Genomic DNA, 17,715 nt, shown 5'->3' on the forward strand with positions numbered 1-17,715 from the left:
AGCCATGCTCGTCCGGACGACGGCCGTCAAACCCCATGGCACTGTTCGGGTCATCAGGCATGTCAGGCTCCACCGGTGCTCGCCGAAGCATCGCCGGGCAAGTCCGACGCTGCCACGCTGCCAAGTACCCACCGCGTCAACGCCCGAAAACTCGCCAGGCCAGCCGAGCGACCTCCGCATCCGCCGCGAGCGCGTCGGACGCTTCCGACTCGTCGCGCCGCGAAGTACGCCTCGGACCGCAGGAGAGCAGTTCGGAGCACCTTCACGATCAGCACCAGCTCGGATCGCGCGCCGCTTGATCGCACGCCGCGCGTCCAGACAGACGGATGCCTGCGCCCGCACCCGGCCTGGCCAGGCCCGCCTCGGACCCGGACCAAGCTCAACGCAGGCCCACATCCCGGCCAGTCCATGGCCGACCAGCCCACGCCACCAGCCGCGACCCAGTCCGACGTGGCCCACGCCAAGCGCCGGTCCACATCTGACTTGACCACGCCAGACCCAGTTCGCATCTGACTTGGCCACGCCAGCCCAGGTCCACGTCCGACTCGGCCAGCGCCAAGCCCCAGCCCACGTCCGACTCGGCCAGCGCCAAGCCCCGGCCCACTTCTGGCTCGGCCAGCGCCAAGTCCCGGCCGTCGTCCGACTCGACCATCGCCAAGTCCCGGACGCCGTCCGACTCGACCATCGCCAAGTCCCAATCCGCGTCTGACCTGCCTCACCCAGCCGTTGTCCGCGCCTGGCCTTGCGCTCACCAGTCCCGACCGCTGCCCAGCCCGCCGGCTAGCCAGGTCCGAGGTGGATCAGCCCGTGCCTGAATCTCGCCGATCCCGGCGCACTCACCACCCAGCGACCCACGCACCGCACGCCCGCGCAGAAGGCCGTCCCGAGATCCGGGCGACCTCCACACGTTCGAGTGGAGAACATGGCACGACCCGCGCCGACTGGTTAGAGAAGTTTCATGCGTTTCCTCCCTAAGTTCCTTTCCGTTGCCTTCGCCGCCGGTCTCTCCGTCACGAGCCTCCCGGCCGCCTCCGCCGCGGCCTCTCCGACTAAGGCTTCCCCACTGCACTTCACCGCGGCCCACGGCACTTTCGCGGCATACGCACCGGGAAGCCAAGCCGTCACTTATCGTCCGGATCTCGTGCCTGCCGGAGCCAGGGCGCACGTCTCCGCCCTGTCCGCCAGTCGCGTCGGCACCACGACCGTGCTGGTGATCAGCGGCCTCCTGCCGCAGCACGAATACGGTGCACACGCGCATGTCAACTCCTGCGGCGCCACAGGTGACGCCGCGGGCGGACACTTCCAGCACGTGCCGGACCCGGTGAAGCCCTCGGTGGATCCGGCCTACGCCAACCCCCGCAACGAGATCTGGCTCGACTTCACCACCGACCGGTCAGGCATCGGTCATGCAACCTCCTTTGTGGACTGGACATTCGACGGGCGGCGGGCGAAGTCCGTGGTGATCCACGAAACCCACACCCACACCAACCCCGGGCACGCCGGAACCGCGGGTGGACGGCTGGCTTGCCTGAACGTCGGCTTCTAGAGCGGGAGCCGCCTCAGAACCCCCAGGATTTCTCCGGCACGATCCGGATCCGGACGGAATAGTCGGCGTCGAAGGCCGCCGGATCAGCGAACCCGATTCCGGCGTAATGCCGTTGGTACTTCGCCAGGTAACCGGGCGCTTCGGACGCTTTGGCCTCGTCGATGTGCGCACGCCCATTGACGACGTGGATGCTCCCGCCGTGCTCGTCGCCGTTCAGATGGAAACTCACCTCCGGGTTGGCGGCGAGGTGCCGGAGTTTGGCCGTGCCGGGCCGGCTGAAGACCAGGATGCCTTCGCCGTCGAGCACGAACCAGACCGGCCTCGGCGCGGGGCGGCCGCTTGGAGTCACGGTGGTGAGCCAGGCGATGGATTCGCCTGCGCGTTCAATGAGTTTCGGGTCGTGGGTGTAGGTCATGGTCGGATACCTCCTCGGTAGGTTTCCCAGGTAACCACGAGCCACCGACATTTCTGCTCCGCCAGCCCGAGCAGCCTCCTTCGTGAGCCATCTCGAACCACCACAACGAAAGCAGATTTCTACTGCTACACAAGGGAAAACCCCGATCCGAGAGCAATCGCGATTCCCCGGATCGGGGGACTTCCCGCAAGTTCAGCGCGACGCGACAACCCGCGCGTACCGGGCACCGGCCGCAAGCAGGATCACCCCAGCGCCGAGGAACGCGCCCACCCGCGCCAACCCGTCCAGCGCAGCAAGGTCGAACAGCACGAGCTTCGCCACCGCAGCGGCCACCAGCACCAGTCCGGCGATCCGCAACGCGACCACCTCTATCCCGCGCAAGAGCAGGACGAACGCCACGACAGTCCACGAAACCGTGACCAACGTGTGGCCAACCAGGAATCCGACGCGACCAGGAGCAACGAGCATCGACGCGGCGAGCACGAGCCCAGCGGCACCATAGAGCGCACACAGTCCCGCAGGCAGCCAAGGTGCGAGGCTGTCCGATTTCACCACGTTGAGCCGAATTGCCGCCCACACCAACGTGATCGAGGCTGCGAGGAGAAGAGCAGCCGAAGCCAGCGCGGCAAGGAGAACATCGCGGGGATGCCAATGCGGGAGCACCAGCAGCACAGGAGTCACCTCCGAACTGAGTGTGCACACCCCACCGATCACCGCGAAGGCGAGAGAACCACCTAGCGCGAACCGGTTTCGAGTAAACTTCGCCGCGAACGCGATCACTACCGCTTCGCCAAGCAGGACAGCTCCGCTATCGAACTGCGTGACTGTCGCCTGCATCGCGGCCACGAGACCCGCGATTCCCGCGACAGTACCGGAATTCCCCCGCACGATGGTCCAGGTCGCGATGAGCACCACCGCCGTTCCACCCGCCAGAAACACAGATTCCGGCCGCTGCGACACGAGCGCGGCAACCAGGATCGGCAGCGGGGAACCAGCCAGGACGGCCAGCGAGTAGGGCTCATTGTCTTTGCGCCGCAACATGATCAGCGCCGCCGCCGCGCTGACCACGCTGACAGCGATCACCGCCCACACCGGCAATGTCCGCAACCCGACACCGATCAGTGCCGTTGTCAAGGGAGGAATGGCTGCAGTAAACGAAAGTGGCCACCACGACCGTCGAAGCTGGACAGCGACGGTCGCGATCTGGATCATGAGAAGGAACGTCACGAGTTCATCGGTGAAGCCCCACGTGATCAGGGGCGCACACGCTCCGCATCCTCCCACCACGGCATTCGCCAGAAGAGAGGAATCCCATTTGACCGCAAGCACAAGTCCGCCCACCGCGATCGCCAAGCCGACCGCGAGCCCGGCGGGAACCGGCAGGAAATCGTACAAGGAGGTGGCAGCGACAGTGTCGAGGTAAAGCGTCGCGATCCCAGTGGCGACAAGGGCGAACGCTCCCGTGCGCGCAGCCGGTTTGCGATGCAGCCAAGCACCCGCGCCGACCAGGATGCCGCCGAACGCAGCCCCGACGGCGACCCGTGGCAACGGACCGAGCCAGCCGCGTTGGATGGCCAGGATCAGCAGCAGGACAACCCCGAGCAAGGTCACCGCACCGCCGATCCACGCCAGCAACCGCGAACCGGCACCTTCCCGGCCGAGTCGCTCCCGAAGCGTCGGAGGCGGGGTATAGGGCGGCTGGGTGTACGGCGGCCGCCCGTAGGGAGACTGGGCGTACGGCGGTTGTCCATGTGGCGGCTGGGCGTATGGCCGTTGTGCGTAGGGAGACTGCGCGAAGGGCGACTGGTGGGCGGATGCGTGCGGATGCTCTTGGTCGGGCTGCCCGGCGGACTGATCGGCAGCGTGCTGGCCGAGGTCCGATTGGGCGGCGGACTGTCCGGCTGCGACGTCGTCCGCTGAGGCAGGTTGTTCAGTCCCGGGCTGCGGCGTCGACGGGTGGGTCGCGCTGGCCATGGGCTGGGCGGAATACGGAGCTACGTAAGGGTTGTACGCGGAGTGGCCCGGGTGGGGGTGGAACGCTGTCCCGTGCGTGGCCGCGTAGGCCGGGTACAGGTACGGACCCGCGCCTTGCGTAGTTGGGTAGCCCGGGGCGGGCGAATGCGCCTGCTCAGCAGGGTGCCCCGGTGCGGCAGGGTGTCCCGGCCCAGCAGCCTGCCCGGGCACGGCAGGGTGTCCCGGCACGGCAACCTGCCCGGGCGCGGCAACCTCCCCTGCGACGACAGGGCGGCTTGACGCGGACGGCTCGTCAGGCACGGCAGTCTGATCCGGCGCGGCGGAAGAGATTGCCTCGGCAGCGGAGCCCGGTGCGACCGAGTGGTCAGCGCTGCCAGACTGCGCGCCGCCCCGCGGGTCGGCCTCCTGCGCCGCCTCCGCGGTCGACGCAGGCGACTCAGCGAGGCTTCCCGGTGGGCCGGGGATCGGCTGGGAGACCGTCGCCGGGTCCACGACGGATGCCTCGTCGGGCTGGCCGGTGGCCGACTCGGGCTCGGGACGCACCGCGCGGAGTTCGGCACCTACGTGCGTCAGGCGGCGGCCGAGGGCGTCCAGTTCGCTGGCCAGGCGGTGGAGCGTTGCAGCTTCCGTGGTCATACCGGACAGAGTCGGCGAAACGGCACGATGATCGGATCCGTAGCACTACTCAAGACTGGACACGAGATGGTCTCGCGGTCGCCGACCTGCCCGGATGCATGTGCCGTACGTCACGGGCGACAATGGAAAGCGTGACTGCCACCTTGAGCGCGCCCACGTTGAAGATCGGCCCCTACCCGGTCGATCCTCCCGTCGTGCTCGCTCCGATGGCGGGAATCACCAACGTCGCGTTCCGGCAGCTCTGCCAGGAGTACGGCGCGGGCATCTACGTGTGCGAGATGATCACCGCCCGCGCGGTCGTCGAGCGGCACCCCGGCACGATGCACATGATGACCTTCGGCGAGCACGAGAAGCCCAGGTCCATGCAGCTGTACGGGGTCGACCCGAAGACGATGGCCGAGGCCGTGCGGATCATCGTCGGCGAGGGGCTCGCGGACCACATCGACAGCAACTTCGGGTGTCCGGTCGCGAAGGTCACGCGGAAGGGCGGCGGTGCGGCCCTGCCGTTCAAGCGGCGGCTGTTCGCGGACATCGTGCGCGAGTCGGCGAAGGCGGCGGCTGAGGGCGGCGTTCCGTTCACCGTGAAGTTCCGCGTCGGGATCGACGACGACCACCACACGTTCCTCGACGCCGGGCGCATTGCCGAAGCCGAGGGCGCGGCCGCCGTCAGCTTGCACGCTCGTACCGCCGCGCAGCGCTACTCGGGCCAGGCTGACTGGTCGAAGATCGCGGCGCTGAAAGAGGCGGTCACCAGCATCCCGGTGCTGGGCAACGGCGACATCTTCAGCGCCGACGACGCGCTCCGCATGGTCGCCGAAACCGGCTGCGACGGCGTCGTCGTCGGGCGGGGTTGCCTCGGTCGGCCGTGGCTGTTCGGCGAGCTGGAAGCCGCCTTCCAAGGCCGGGAGATTCCCGAGGGACCGAACCTCGGCGAGGTCGCACGCGTTCTGCGGCGGCACACCGAACTGCTCATCGAGCACGACGGCCACGACAAAGCCATGCGCGACATCCGCAAGCACATGGCCTGGTACCTGATGGGCTTCCCGGTCGGCTCCGAGCTGCGCCGCGGCTTCGCGATGGTCTCGAGCATGGACCAGCTGGACGACCTGATCGCGCAGCTCGACCACGACGCCCCGTTCCCGTCCGCCGCCACCGGGCCGCGCGGGCGGCAGGGCTCCCCGGGCAAGGTCACGCTGCCGCACGGCTGGCTCGACGACCCCGACGACGACTGTGTCCCCGAGGCCGAAGACATGCACTCCGGCGGCTGATCGCCACCTGGCTTCGCCGCGACGGCGCGAAGCCGACACGTAGGACCTGCGCAAACCAACGGGACTGCGGTCCACGGCAAGGCGACCCGGCAACTGGAAACGTCGTTGCCGCAAGGGAAAACGCGATAGCGAGGTCGTCGCCGAACCATCGTCCACACGAACCACCTTGCGCGCCAAGCGATCGACGCAATTCTCAGCCAGGCGGCCGACCCCGTCACCACGAGACGCTCACCGCACAAACACAGTCTGAGCATCCCGATGAATCACGCGATCGCCTTGCACTGCTTGACGGTCGTGTTCCACGCACTGCCCGCGTGATCGGACCGCGGCAGCGTTGCGTGCGAGACGGCCGAACCTGCACTGCGGGCTTGGCCAGATGTAGGTGGTGAGCATGATCTTCGGCGCGGTCGCACTCCGCAGGTTCCTCAGCATCGGCGTAGCGCGTATTCACACGTCGAGCTTCACCGACCTCTACTCGAAGAGTGCGTGGGGCTCGATGACGGTCTGCGCGGAGTTATTCCGTCCTCAACCGCACGATCGCACCTCCACTACGGAGGTGAAAACCACAGATGACCTGCGCAGATAGCAGTTGTCCCCAGGTTACCCACAACCCACTGTGGACAACCTGGGGACAACTTGGGCGGACGGCCTCAGGCGTCGATCTCCTGCGGCGCGCCACCGACGGTGATTTTGCGCGGCTGCGCCTTCTCGGCGACCGGAATACGCAGCGTCAGGACGCCGTCGACGTAGTCCGCGGCGATGCGCGCGGTGTCGAGCGTGTCGCCGAGGAACAGCTGGCGCGAGAACTTGCCGCGCGGCCGCTCGGACACCACCACCTGCGCGTCCTCGACCGCGACCGGCGTGCGCTCGGCGCGGACGGTGAGCACGTTGCGCTCCACGCTCACGTCAATGGAGTCGCGGGCGATCCCCGGGAGGTCGAACTGGATGACGTACTCGTCGCCGGCACGGTAGGCGTCCATCGGGACGGAGCGCGGCGCGGTGCCCTGACCACCGAAGAACTGCTGGGTCAGGCGGTCGAACTGGGCGAACGGGTCGGTGCGGATCAGCATTGTCGAATCCCCTTTCGGACAACTGCGGCCAGCTGCTGGGGCGCTGACCAAGCCTTGCAAAGTTGCTAACGACCGACTCAACTTATTTGTTCCCGAGTAGCTCAGATCACAGTGCCGGCGCGAGACCGGCCAAAACTGTCGGTGCCGGTCCGTAGAGTGCGTCTCGTGATCGACCAGCTGACCATCCCGACCGACGCGGGATCCTTCGACGCCATCGCCGCCGGCCCTGAAGACGGCCGCCCGGTACTGCTGCTGCACGGCTTTCCCCAGGCCGCGGTGGAGTGGGAGCACCAGGTAGCCACGCTCGGCGTGCTCGGCTACCGCGCGGTCGCGCCGGATCAGCGCGGTTACTCGCCGGATGTACGGCCGGAGCGGCCAGCCGAATACGGGATCGCGACGCTGGTTTCCGACGTCGTGGCGATGGCCGACACGCTGGGCTGGAGCAAGTTCGACCTGGTCGGTCACGACTGGGGCGGTGCGGTCGCGTGGTGGACGGCCGACGAGCACCCGGAGCGGCTGCGCAGCCTCACCGTGGTGTCCACACCGCATCCGGGCGCGCTCGCCGAGGCGATGCGGACCGACGAGGACCAGCACCTGCGCTCGGCCTATATGACCGAGTGGCGGCAGACGCCCGCGACCGAGCGCCGCATGCTGGCCGACAATGCCAAGGCACTGCGCGACATCTTCGACCGGCGCATCCCGCCGAGCAAGATCGACGAGTACGTGCAGCGGCTGTCCGAACCAGGTGCGCTGACTGCCGCGCTGAACTGGTACCGAGCCGGGCGTCCGGGCGGGAAGATCGGCAAGATTTCGGTGCCGGCGATGTACGTGTGGTCCACCGAGGACGTCGCCTTCGGTTCTACCGCCGCGCTCGACACGGCGAATTGGTGCACCGGGCCGTACCGGTTCGAGATGCTGGAGGAGGTGTCGCACTGGGTCGCGGAGGAAGCGCCGGAGGCTTTGACCTCGTTGATCGTCGAGCATCTCGGAAGCCGGTGACCGCTGGCCTGGCCCGCGTCGTCCGGCAGGGCGTTCGGCGGGCCGGGGATTCGAGCGGTAAGTGAAGGACCGACACTCGAATCGGGCGAACCGGCCACCCGGCTCGCGGTATCGGCCGACAGGTGCGTGGTGTTCAGTATCCGGAGTGGACACCAGCACTGAAGCCGAAACCGAACGCGTTGTCTTCGTGACCGAGGACGGCGTGCCCACCGGGGAAACCGGGCCGAAGCTCGCCAGTCATCACGCGGAGACGCGGCTGCACCTCGCGTTCTCCTGCTACGTCCTGCGCCGTTCGGACAACGCCCTGCTGATCACCCAACGCGCGCTGCACAAAAAGGTATGGCCGGGCGTGTGGACCAACAGCGTGTGCGGTCACCCGGCTCCCGACGAAGCGCTGGAGACCGCCGTGCGGCGGCGGGCATCGTACGAACTCGGGCTGTCCGGGCTCGAGGACCTCGAGTGCGTGCTGCCCACGTACCGCTACCGCACGCCGCCCTTCCAGGGGATCGTGGAGAACGAGTTCTGTCCGGTGTTCGCCGCCTGGACGGACACTGACCCGCGGCCGAATCCTGACGAAGTCGGCGGCTGGCGATGGATTTCCTGGCCTGATTACACACGGTGGATCACGGATCCGACGTCGGACGCGAGTTACTGGGCTCGTGATCAATTCGCGCAGCTCAAGGACAAAAAGCCCTTCTCCGCGCTCTGAGCGAAGAACTGCGCTGAGTGACATCCGCGGAAGACCGTCGTCCACTTGAGCGAAATTCACCTTCGTCCGTACCGATGACTCAAGCCACCGCTCCTTTACGACGAAAACGATGGAGTGGCGGAGGTCAGAGTGGCGGCGGACGACGAGCTCGGAACGGGGGAGACCCCGCCGGACCTGCTCTCCTTGCACGAATCCATCGCGGACCTGTTCGCGACGCGCGGCGATTGGCGGCGGGCCTACCGGCACCTGCGCTCCGCGCTCGACATCGCGCGAGCGGGCAGCCTGCGCGATCCACTCACCTCCAGCTACAACCGCCGCTACCTCGACCAGCGGCTTCCGGAACTGCCGGCCGCAGTGGCCGTCGCCCTGGTCGACCTCGACCGGTTCAAGTCGGTGAACGATACGTACGGTCACCTTCTGGGCGACCGCGTCCTCTGCCGGGTCGCCGATCTCCTCCAGGAGGGGCTGCCCGCGGATGCGTTCTGCGCACGGTACGGCGGCGAGGAATTCGCTCTCGTCCTGCCGGGAATCGATCACCGGGGCGCCGTCCGGGTCGCCGACGCCGCACGCCTTCGAGTTGCGCGTCATCCCTGGTCAGAACTCCAGCCGGGCCTGCGGGTGACGATCAGCGTCGGCCTCGCGCACGGCACCGGATCCGGGCCGCGCCAGCTCCATCGGGCGGACAATCTCCTTTACGCCGCGAAGCGGGCGGGACGCAACAAGGTCGCATTTCACGACCGCGAGACCGCGCGGGTAATTACGCACTCTGAGTAACGCGCGTCGGCGATTACTCCATTCGCTGAACCCGATCTTCACCTGTTCGTCCGCTTCAGTGTGCCTTAGGGCGACTCATGGTGAAGAAATTCGCGGGAGGGTGTCGTCACGAACGGCGGGTATCCGTACGATAACGAAAAGCTCCCCCGGTACGACGAGTCCTGGGAGACCCGGCGAAGCCGCCGGGTGTTCAAAGGTAAGCCGCCCCAACCTGGCGCCTGACGTGCGAGAGGAGACCGAGTGCCCGACGAGCGCACCACCCCCGGCACCGGTCGCCATTCCGACAGCACGGCTCGCCCCCGCGGCGGGCGCCGCCGTTCGATGGACACGCACGGCGGCATCAGCGTGTCCGACGTGGTCGCGCGGCACACCGGGGAACGCCCCACCTTCGCCGACGACCCCGGGACGCGGCATGCGGAGCCGGCGAGCCGGCTCGCGGAACCGGGCACCCGCCGGGCGGAACCGGGCCGTCGCCGCGCGGACGCCGAACGACCCGAGCCGGGGCGACGCCGGGCGGAGCCGGGCGCTGGGTTTCCCGGGGCGGACGCTGGGTCCGTCGCGCCGAGACGGCGGCGGTCGAATGGGCATGCCAATGGGATTGGCAGTCGGCACGCTGGGCCGGGTGACAGTTCGGATCTCAACGGCAGCCTGACGAATGGGCAGATCAACGGCGGGCACCATGGGGAGCCGGCGGAAGACGACGCCGCGCTGGCCGGTGAGCACGCGAACGGGCGGGTCAATGGGGTTGGCGGCCGACACGGCGAACCCGCGGAAGACGACGCACCGGCCGGGAGACGCGCGAACGGGGCCGGTGGCCGACACGGTGGCCCCGCAGGAGACGACGCCGCGCCAACCGGTGACCGCGCGAATAGGCAGGTCAACGGGTTTGGTGCTCGACACAGCGATCCCGCAGAAGACGGCGTACCAGCCGGAAGCCAAGCGAACAGGCCCGGCAATCGCCCTGGCGAGGTGGACACCGGCGCAACTGGCAGACGAGCCAAGCGTCGCCGCGAGCTTGCGGAAGATGACGACGTACCCGCCGGTGGACGGGTAACCGGAGTCGGAAGCCGCCCCGGCGAGGTGCGCGGAGAAGGCGTCGGTGCTGGTAGGCGGGCCAAGCGCAGCAGTGATACCGCGGAAGACGATGTACCTGCTGGCGAGTGGACGAACGGCGGGCGACACGGTGAGCCAGCCATCGGTGACACCGGCTCCGGCAGGCGCGCGAACGGGCGCGGCAACCGACACGCTGAGACGGTGGAAGAGGGCGCTGGCCTGGCGGCCGGTCGCGGAAATGCCAGCGTCGACGGGGTCAGCAATCGGCACAGCCGAGAGGCAGCTGAGGGGCGCGCCAGCGGACCAGTAGCCGACGTTCCGGTTCTAGGCAACGGAATCGGCAACTCGCATACCGGTTCTTCGGACGACACGGGGCTTCCGGGCGGACCGCATACGGATGGGAACCGGCTTGGCGCGGAGGTCGACCGGCCTGCGCGAGTGGGTGGGCGTGCGCTCCTTGGCGGGGCGGTCCCGGATCGGCCTGGCGACCTGAATGGAGATGATCGGGTCCCGGGTGCGCGGCGGCGAGATGCTGCGACTTATCGCGTCGAGCCGGGTGATGGACTCGGCGAGACTGGGGTGCCGGCGAGGGGTCGGCGGACTCAGCCAGCTGACCTTCGAGGGCTAGCTCGGCCTGTCGTGCCGGATTCGGCTGAGCCCGGCGAAGCGACTGCCGGAGAGATCAGCGAACAGGCTGGACTGTCCGAGGGGTCGGCTGGGCACGGCGGTGGCCGTCGGCAGGATCCGGCTGACGCTCGGGCGATGAGATCCGGTGGGCAGCTCGACGAGGCTGACGCACCGGGCCGCCGGGGTCGGCTGGCAGGCGAGGCGGGGGAACCGCGGGGGCTTCGTGGCCAGGGGGTCGCCGGTGTCGGCGACGTTCCGGGACCGGCTCGTGCGGACGACGGTGGGCAGCCGGAGAGCGTCGAGCAGGGCGCTTCGGAACTGGGGATGCGACCGCGGCGTCGGCGCGCGGACGGGCTTCCGCCTCGGCCTCGGCAGGGCGGCGGGGTTCCGGTTTCCCCGGAGCCTCCTGGGCCTCGGCGGCCGCTCGGCGCGGAGAACGGTTCTGGGCAGCGGATGCCTGGCCCAGACTCCGGTGGGCGTCGGCTGCCTGGTCCGGACGCGCACCGCACGGCCGGGCCGCGGGCGGGCGGGCCGGATTCGGGTGGGCATCGGTTGCCCGGTCCGGAATTGGACGGACAGCGAATTGCCGGTCCGCAGGCGGCTGGGCCGGAAGTCGGCCCAGGGCCATCCGCGCCCGGTTCGGCAGTACCGCGGACGCCGGGGGCCGAGGCAGCAACGCCGCCGATGGCCGGACCCGAGTCCGCGGCACAGCGGCTCGCCGGGCCCGAGGCAGCGCCGCGGATGGCGGGGCCCAACGCAGCTGCGCAGCGGATGGCTGGACCCGAGGCGACGCCGCGGCGGATGGCCGGTCCCGAGGCAGCAGCAGAGCGAATTGCCGAGCCGCCGGAAGTCGGACCAGCGCCTGGCTCAGCGGCACCGCGGACAGCGGGGCCCGAGTCTGCAGCGCGGCGGATGGCCGGACCCGAGTCGGCAGCGCAGCGGATGGCTGGACCGGAGCCTGTGCTGCCAACTCCTGGCGGACTCGATCCCGACGGACAGCGCGCGGCAGGACCAGACGCCGACCGGCAACGCGCAGCGGGACCGGAGTCTGGCGGACACCGGGTGCCGGGTCCGAACGCGCCCCATCGACGGGCCGCAGGACCCGCCGGTCGGCGGCCGGGCGGCATGGATGCGGCGTCTGGGCCAGCGACTGACGATGAGCTCGAGCGGACGCAGCTGAGTCAGGCGCTTGAGCCGGGCCGGGTGCGGGGCAAGCAGGACGTTCGGCGGCCAGGACGCGGGCGGGTTCGTCCGCCGGGCGCAGTGCCGGTGGGGCTCGAGCAGACCCAGCTCAGCCCGGCGCTGGGCCTGGACGACAGTCAGCTTCCGGGGCAGGACCCGGAAGGTACCCAGCTCAGCCCTCCGCTCGACGGCGGGCGCACCCAGCTCAGCCCCGCGCTGGACAGTGGGCGTCCCCGGCGCAGGCCGGGCCCGAACGGGTGCCCGCAAGGCGCTCCGGAAGCCGAGCAGGCTCCGGCCCGCGACGGAAACCAGAGCGCGGCGGATCGGACGCAGTTCACGCCGGTCAAGGGGGTCGGGCTCAACGCCGACGACCCTGAGCAGACCCAGCTCAGCCCGGCGGCCAAGCCTGCCTCCGATGCCGAGCGGACCCAGCTGAGCCCGGCCGTCGAGGGCAAGCGGACTCGGCGTACTCCGGCGCGGCCGGCCGCCGCGGTTCGGGCGGAGATGGATCCGCTCACGATGACCGACGAGATGGAGGCGATCGACGAAGCGACTCAGTACCGTCGCAAGATCGATCACAGTCTCGCTCGGTTTTCGGCCGCGCACGACGACGCTGCGGCGGAAGAAGCGAAGCGTCGGGAGCGGCTGGAGCGGCTCACTACCCGTTCGATGGCGTTGTTCGAGCAGACCCGGACCGCGTTGCAGCGGGTGGTTTTGCTCGACAAAGACGAAGAAGAGAAACCCGCCGAAAAGCCGGAGCAGACCCGGCTGCAGGAGAAGAAGCAGCGGCATATCGCACGCAACGTCCGGATCGGCCGGATCGCGTTGATCGTGGTCGTGGCGCTCATCTTTATCGGCACGGGCGTCGCGTGGGGAGCGGTTACCTGGTTCGACGCCAAGTTCGCGCAGGTTTCCGCGTTGGACGAGAACTCTTCCGACATTCAGAACGCCGACGCGCAGGCCAACGACGAAAACTTCCTCATGGTCGGCTCCGATTCCCGCGACGGTGCCTCGTCCGAGGAAAACGTCGGGGACGCGGCCAATATCCCCGGCGCGCGGTCGGACACGGTGATGGTTGCGCACGTTCCCGCGGACCGGAAGCGGGTCGTCGTCGTGTCGTTCCCGCGGGACCTGGAAATCGACCGCCCGGATTGCAACCGGTGGGATCCGGCGAAATCGCAGACCACTGACGAGGTCGTGCCCGAGCAGAAGATCGCCAAGCTCAACACGGCATACGCGGTCGGCGGGCCGCAATGCATGACGAAAGTGATCCAAAAGGTCACCGGCCTGCGGATCAATCACTTCGTCGGCATCGACTTCAACGGGTTCAAGGAAATGGTCGACGCGGTGCACGGGGTGACTGTGCACAACGAGAAACCCATCGATGACACGGTGCTCGGCAAGGTGCTCGCCGAAACCGGCGACGTGACCATTTCCGGCGACCAAGCGCTGAGCTACGTGCGCGCGCGGCACGTCAAGGGCGACCCGACCTCCGACTACGGCCGGATCAAGCGGCAGCAGGCGTTCATCGGCGCGCTGCTCAAGAAGGTCATGTCTTCGGATGTCGTGCTGGATCCAGGGAAACTGTCCGGTTTCATCACCGCTTTCGCGCACGCCACGTTCGGCGACAACCTCGGCGTGCAGCAAATGATGACGCTCGCGCAATCGATGCGCGGGCTCAACCCGGCCAACATCAACTTCCTGACCGTGCCCACCGTCGGCTTGCCGAACAAACGCGGCAACGAAGTTTTGCTCCAGGACAAGACCAAGAGCCTCTTCGACGCGTTGCGCGACAACACCCCGCTGCCGGGCAATCAGCCAGCGGGGACCGCCGCGAGCGCGCCGCCCGCCAACGCGGATTCCCGGACGAACGCCAGCAACGGCTGAGCACTTCGGATTCGTTAGGCGGGGTTCACATGCGGTTCACCCAGCGATGCGGTATTCGGACAGCCCACGACGTAGGGTGTGCTCATGCGTGAGGCCTACCATGTCGAACTCGATCAGCTCGCCGAAAACCTGGCCGCGATGTCGGTCCAGGTTGCCGACGCCATGGAGCGGGCCACCAAAGCATTGCTGGAGGTCGACCTCGGCCTCGCCGAGCAGGTGATCAGCGACGACGCGAAGGTCGACGACGCGCGCGCCGAATGCGAGGAGCAGGCGTACGCGCTGCTCGCGCTGCAGGCCCCGGTGGCGACCGATCTGCGCACCGTGCTCGCCGCCATCCACGCGGCGGAAAGCCTGGAGCGCATGGGAGACCTCGCCCTGCACGTCGCCAAGGCCGCCCGCCGCCGCCACCCCGACCCGGTGCTGCCGGACGCGGTCAAGCCGTACTTCGCCGAGATGGGCCGGGCCGCGGTCAAGCTCGCCCGTCAGGTCGAGACGGTCATCAAGACCAAGGACGTGTCCGCGGCCAAGGACCTCGAGACCGAGGACGACCAGGTCGACGATCTGCACCGGCACCTGTTCACCGTGCTGATGGACCGCGAATGGCCGCACGGCGTCGCCTCCGCGGTCGACGTCACGCTGCTCGGCCGCTTCTACGAGCGCTACGCCGACCACGCGGTGTCCGTCGCCAAACGGATGATTTTCGTGGTCACCGGCCGGATGCCCGGCTACGGCACCGACGACGAAGACCTGACCATCTGAGCCAACCCGCGACAAAAACCGCCACCCGGCAGCTCAAGCGGGTGGCGGTTTTTTCTTGCCCGGAAAGCAGAACGGCCGCCCCGGCGAAGAACCCCAGGGCGGCCGTCCACAGTGGAATCAGCCGAAGCGGCCCGAGATGTAGTCCTCGGTGGCCTTCTCGTCCGGGTTGGAGAAGATCTTCTCCGTGTCGTTCAGCTCGATCAGCCGGCCGGGCTGGCCGACGCCGGCCAGGTTGAAGAACGCGGTCTGGTCCGAAACCCGCGCCGCCTGCTGCATGTTGTGCGTCACGATGACGATCGTGTAGTCCTTCTTCAGCTCGCCGATCAGGTCCTCGATCGCGAGCGTCGAGATCGGGTCCAGCGCCGAACACGGCTCGTCCATCAGCAGCACGTCCGGCTGCACCGCGATCGCCCGCGCGATGCACAGCCGCTGCTGCTGCCCGCCGGAAAGGCCGCCGCCCGGCTTGCCCAGCCGGTCCTTGACCTCGTTCCACAGGTTCGCGCCGCGCAGCGCGCGCTCGGCGACCTCGTCCAGCTGCTTGCGGTTTTTCACCCCGCCGAGCCGGAGCCCGGCCACCACATTGTCCTTAATGGACATCGTGGGGAACGGGTTCGGCCGCTGGAACACCATGCCGATGGTGCGCCGCACCTGCACCGGGTCCACCGCCGAGGCGTAGATGTCCTCCCCGTCGAGCAGCACCTGGCCGTCGACCCGGGCGCCGGGGATGACCTCGTGCATCCGGTTCAGCGTGCGCAGCACGGTCGATTTGCCGCACCCCGACGGCCCGATGAACGCGGTCACGTTCCGCGGCGGGACGTTCAGCGTGACGCTGTCCACGGCGTGGAACTTGCCGTAGTAGATGTCCAGGTCTTTGACGTCGATTCGCTTGGCCATGACTCACTTCTTCTTCGGGGCGACGATGCGGGAAAGGACCGTGGCGAGCAGGTTGATCACGGCGATGATGAGCACCAGGGTGAGCGCGGCTCCCCAGATCCGGTCGAAGCCGACGCTGCCCGGGTCCATCGAGTTGGTGGCGCGCTCGTTGTTCATCACCAACGGCAGCGACGCCTGCTCCCCGCTGAAGATGTTCCAGTTGACGTAGGACGTGTACCCGACGAGCACCAGCAGCGGCGCGGTTTCGCCCATCACGCGGGCGAGCGCCATCATGATGCCGCCGAGAATGCCCGACAACGCCGTCGGAAGCACGATCTTCATGATCGTCTTCCACTTCGGCACGCCCAGCGCGTACGAGGCCTCGCGCAGGTCGTCCGGCACGATCCGGAGCATCTCCTCGGACGAGCGGACGACCACCGGGATCATCAGCAGCACCAAGGCGAGCGACACGGCGAACCCGCTGCGCGGCAGGCCGAGCGTGGTGACCCACAGCGCGTAAATGAACAGAGCGGCCACAATGGACGGAACACCGGAGAGGATGTCCACCATGAACGTGGTGGCCCTGGCCAGTTTTCCGCGGCCGTACTCCACGAGGTAGATCGCGACCAGCAGGCCGATCGGCACCGAGATGACCGCGCACACCAGGCCCTGCAGCAGGGTGCCGATGATCGCGTGCAGCACGCCGCCGCCGACCTCGTCGCTCAGGACCGAACCGAAGTCCTGGCCCCACCAGTTGCTGTACGGAATCCGCTTCACGCCGTAGGCGATCACCGTGTACAGCACCCACACCAGCGGGATCACGGCGATCAGGAAGGACAGCCAGACCAACACCGTCGCGAACGCGTTCTTGGCCTTGCGCCCCGCGCTCACCTGCTGGAAAGCCGGCGTCGTGGCGGGCCGTTCGAGAGTCGTCGACATGGTCACCTCAGCTTCTTTCCGACGATCGAACGGGCCGCGAAGTTGACCAGGAAGGTCAGCACGAACAACACCAGCCCGGCCGCGATGTAGGCGCCCGCCGAGGTCGGGTTGTTGAACTCGCTGTAGTTCTGGGCGATCTTCGAGGCGAACGTCGCGCCGCCGTCGAAGAGGCTCCAGTCGAAGTTCCGGCCCTGCGGAACGAGCAGGATTACCGCCAGCGCAATGGTTTCGCCCAGCGCCCGCCCGAGACCGAGCATCGACGCACCGATGTAGCCGGCCTTGCCGAACGGCAGCACCGTGGTGCGGATGACTTCCCAGCGAGTGGCGCCGAGCGCGAGCGCGCCCTCGATCTGCGCGGTGGGCGTGCGCTCGAAAACCTCACGCGACAGCGAAGTGATGATCGGCAGGATCATCACCGCCAGCACGATTCCGGCGGTGAAAATCGTGCCGCGCACGTTCGGCGCGACGTTGCCCGGCGCGAAGATCGGGATCCACGAGAAGGTGGTGTTCACCCATTGCGAGAACGGCTCGATCGCCGGGGCGAACACCAGAATGCCCCACAGGCCGAAAATGATCGACGGCACCGCGGCGAGCAGATCCACGACGTAGGCGAACGGCCGGGCCAGTTTCGGCGGCGCGTACTGGGTGAGAAACAGCGCGATGCCCAGCGAAACCGGCATCGCGACGATCAGCGCGACCACCGACGTCGCCACCGTGACCTCGGCGAGGTCGGCGATGCCGAACGACATGTTGGCCGGATCGCCGGTCGACCAGCCGTGGTTGAACAGAAAGTTGGCCTTGTCCGCCTTGAGCGCCGGGATGGCCTGCACGACCAGGAAAATCCCGATCAGGGCGATCAGGGCGACGATGAACGCCCCGGCCCCAGTGGTCAAGTTCTTGAAGAAGCGGTCACCGGCCCGCACCTTCGAAGGCTTCTTCCGCGCGGGCGCTTCCGGCGCCGGCGCGGCTGGCTTGTCCGTAATCGGATCCTCCGGGAACGCTTG

General features: G+C 68.2%; 13 protein-coding genes. 7 read left to right on the plus strand and 6 right to left on the minus strand.

Annotated elements, in window-relative coordinates; translation table 11 throughout:
* The first annotated feature begins 958 nt into the window (after positions 1–958).
* Positions 959–1,546: a superoxide dismutase gene (locus L942_RS01635; protein WP_037353919.1), complete on the plus strand. Its 588-nt coding sequence runs from the start codon at positions 959–961 to the stop codon at positions 1,544–1,546.
* A 13-nt stretch (positions 1,547–1,559) separates the two neighbouring features.
* Here L942_RS01635 and L942_RS01640 read toward each other — a convergent pair whose 3' ends face one another.
* Both L942_RS01640 and L942_RS01645 read right to left on the minus strand, forming a co-directional pair.
* Positions 1,560–1,961, minus strand: a complete 402-nt coding sequence (locus L942_RS01640; protein WP_037353920.1) for a TIGR03667 family PPOX class F420-dependent oxidoreductase — start codon at positions 1,959–1,961, stop codon at positions 1,560–1,562.
* A 192-nt stretch (positions 1,962–2,153) separates the two neighbouring features.
* Positions 2,154–3,596 (minus strand): DUF2339 domain-containing protein, encoded by a 1,443-nt coding sequence (locus L942_RS01645; protein WP_235078864.1) that lies wholly within the window; start codon positions 3,594–3,596, stop codon positions 2,154–2,156.
* A 1,097-nt stretch (positions 3,597–4,693) separates the two neighbouring features.
* On the opposite strand from L942_RS01645, the gene dusB reads away from it, so the two are divergent.
* Positions 4,694–5,839 (plus strand): tRNA dihydrouridine synthase DusB, encoded by a 1,146-nt coding sequence (gene dusB, locus L942_RS01650; protein ID WP_037353922.1) that lies wholly within the window; start codon positions 4,694–4,696, stop codon positions 5,837–5,839.
* Positions 5,840–6,489: 650 nt separating this feature from the next.
* Here dusB and L942_RS01660 read toward each other — a convergent pair.
* Positions 6,490–6,909 carry an Hsp20/alpha crystallin family protein gene (locus L942_RS01660; RefSeq protein ID WP_037353927.1) on the minus strand — a complete coding sequence of 140 codons (420 nt, stop codon included), beginning with the start codon at positions 6,907–6,909 and terminating at the stop codon, positions 6,490–6,492.
* Positions 6,910–7,074: 165 nt separating this feature from the next.
* Here L942_RS01660 and L942_RS01665 point away from each other — a divergent pair, with 165 nt between their 5' ends.
* The 5 genes from L942_RS01665 to phoU all read left to right on the plus strand — a co-directional run bounded on the left by L942_RS01665 (position 7,075) and on the right by phoU (position 14,899).
* Entirely contained in the window at positions 7,075–7,908 is an 834-nt protein-coding gene (locus L942_RS01665) for an alpha/beta fold hydrolase (protein ID WP_037354366.1), read from the plus strand.
* A gap of 145 nt (positions 7,909–8,053) precedes the next feature.
* Complete coding sequence (gene idi, locus L942_RS01670; RefSeq protein ID WP_037353931.1) at positions 8,054–8,617, plus strand: isopentenyl-diphosphate Delta-isomerase; 564 nt, start codon at positions 8,054–8,056, stop codon at positions 8,615–8,617.
* Between the two features lie 114 nt (positions 8,618–8,731).
* Positions 8,732–9,391: a GGDEF domain-containing protein gene (locus L942_RS01675; protein ID WP_162472734.1), complete on the plus strand. Its 660-nt coding sequence runs from the start codon at positions 8,732–8,734 to the stop codon at positions 9,389–9,391.
* Between the two features lie 3,366 nt (positions 9,392–12,757).
* A complete protein-coding gene (locus tag L942_RS01690; protein ID WP_037354370.1) occupies positions 12,758–14,140 on the plus strand; it encodes an LCP family glycopolymer transferase in 1,383 nt (460 codons plus the stop codon).
* Between the two features lie 84 nt (positions 14,141–14,224).
* A complete protein-coding gene (gene phoU / locus L942_RS01695; RefSeq protein WP_037353937.1) occupies positions 14,225–14,899 on the plus strand; it encodes a phosphate signaling complex protein PhoU in 675 nt (224 codons plus the stop codon).
* A gap of 117 nt (positions 14,900–15,016) precedes the next feature.
* Here the strand turns inward: phoU and pstB are convergent, their stop codons facing one another.
* From pstB to pstC, 3 genes are read right to left on the minus strand one after another with little or no spacing between them, the layout of a single operon-like run.
* A complete protein-coding gene (pstB, locus tag L942_RS01700) occupies positions 15,017–15,793 on the minus strand; it encodes a phosphate ABC transporter ATP-binding protein PstB (protein WP_037353939.1) in 777 nt (258 codons plus the stop codon).
* 3 nt (positions 15,794–15,796) lie between these two features.
* Complete coding sequence (pstA, locus tag L942_RS01705; protein WP_037353942.1) at positions 15,797–16,711, minus strand: phosphate ABC transporter permease PstA; 915 nt, start codon at positions 16,709–16,711, stop codon at positions 15,797–15,799.
* Positions 16,712–16,713: 2 nt separating this feature from the next.
* Positions 16,714–17,634: a phosphate ABC transporter permease subunit PstC gene (gene pstC / locus L942_RS01710; protein WP_037353944.1), complete on the minus strand. Its 921-nt coding sequence runs from the start codon at positions 17,632–17,634 to the stop codon at positions 16,714–16,716.
* Positions 17,635–17,715: the final 81 nt, after the last annotated feature.

The sequence above is a fragment of the Amycolatopsis orientalis DSM 43388 genome, from assembly GCF_000411975.1.
In the GTDB taxonomy this organism is placed as follows: domain Bacteria; phylum Actinomycetota; class Actinomycetes; order Mycobacteriales; family Pseudonocardiaceae; genus Amycolatopsis; species Amycolatopsis orientalis_D.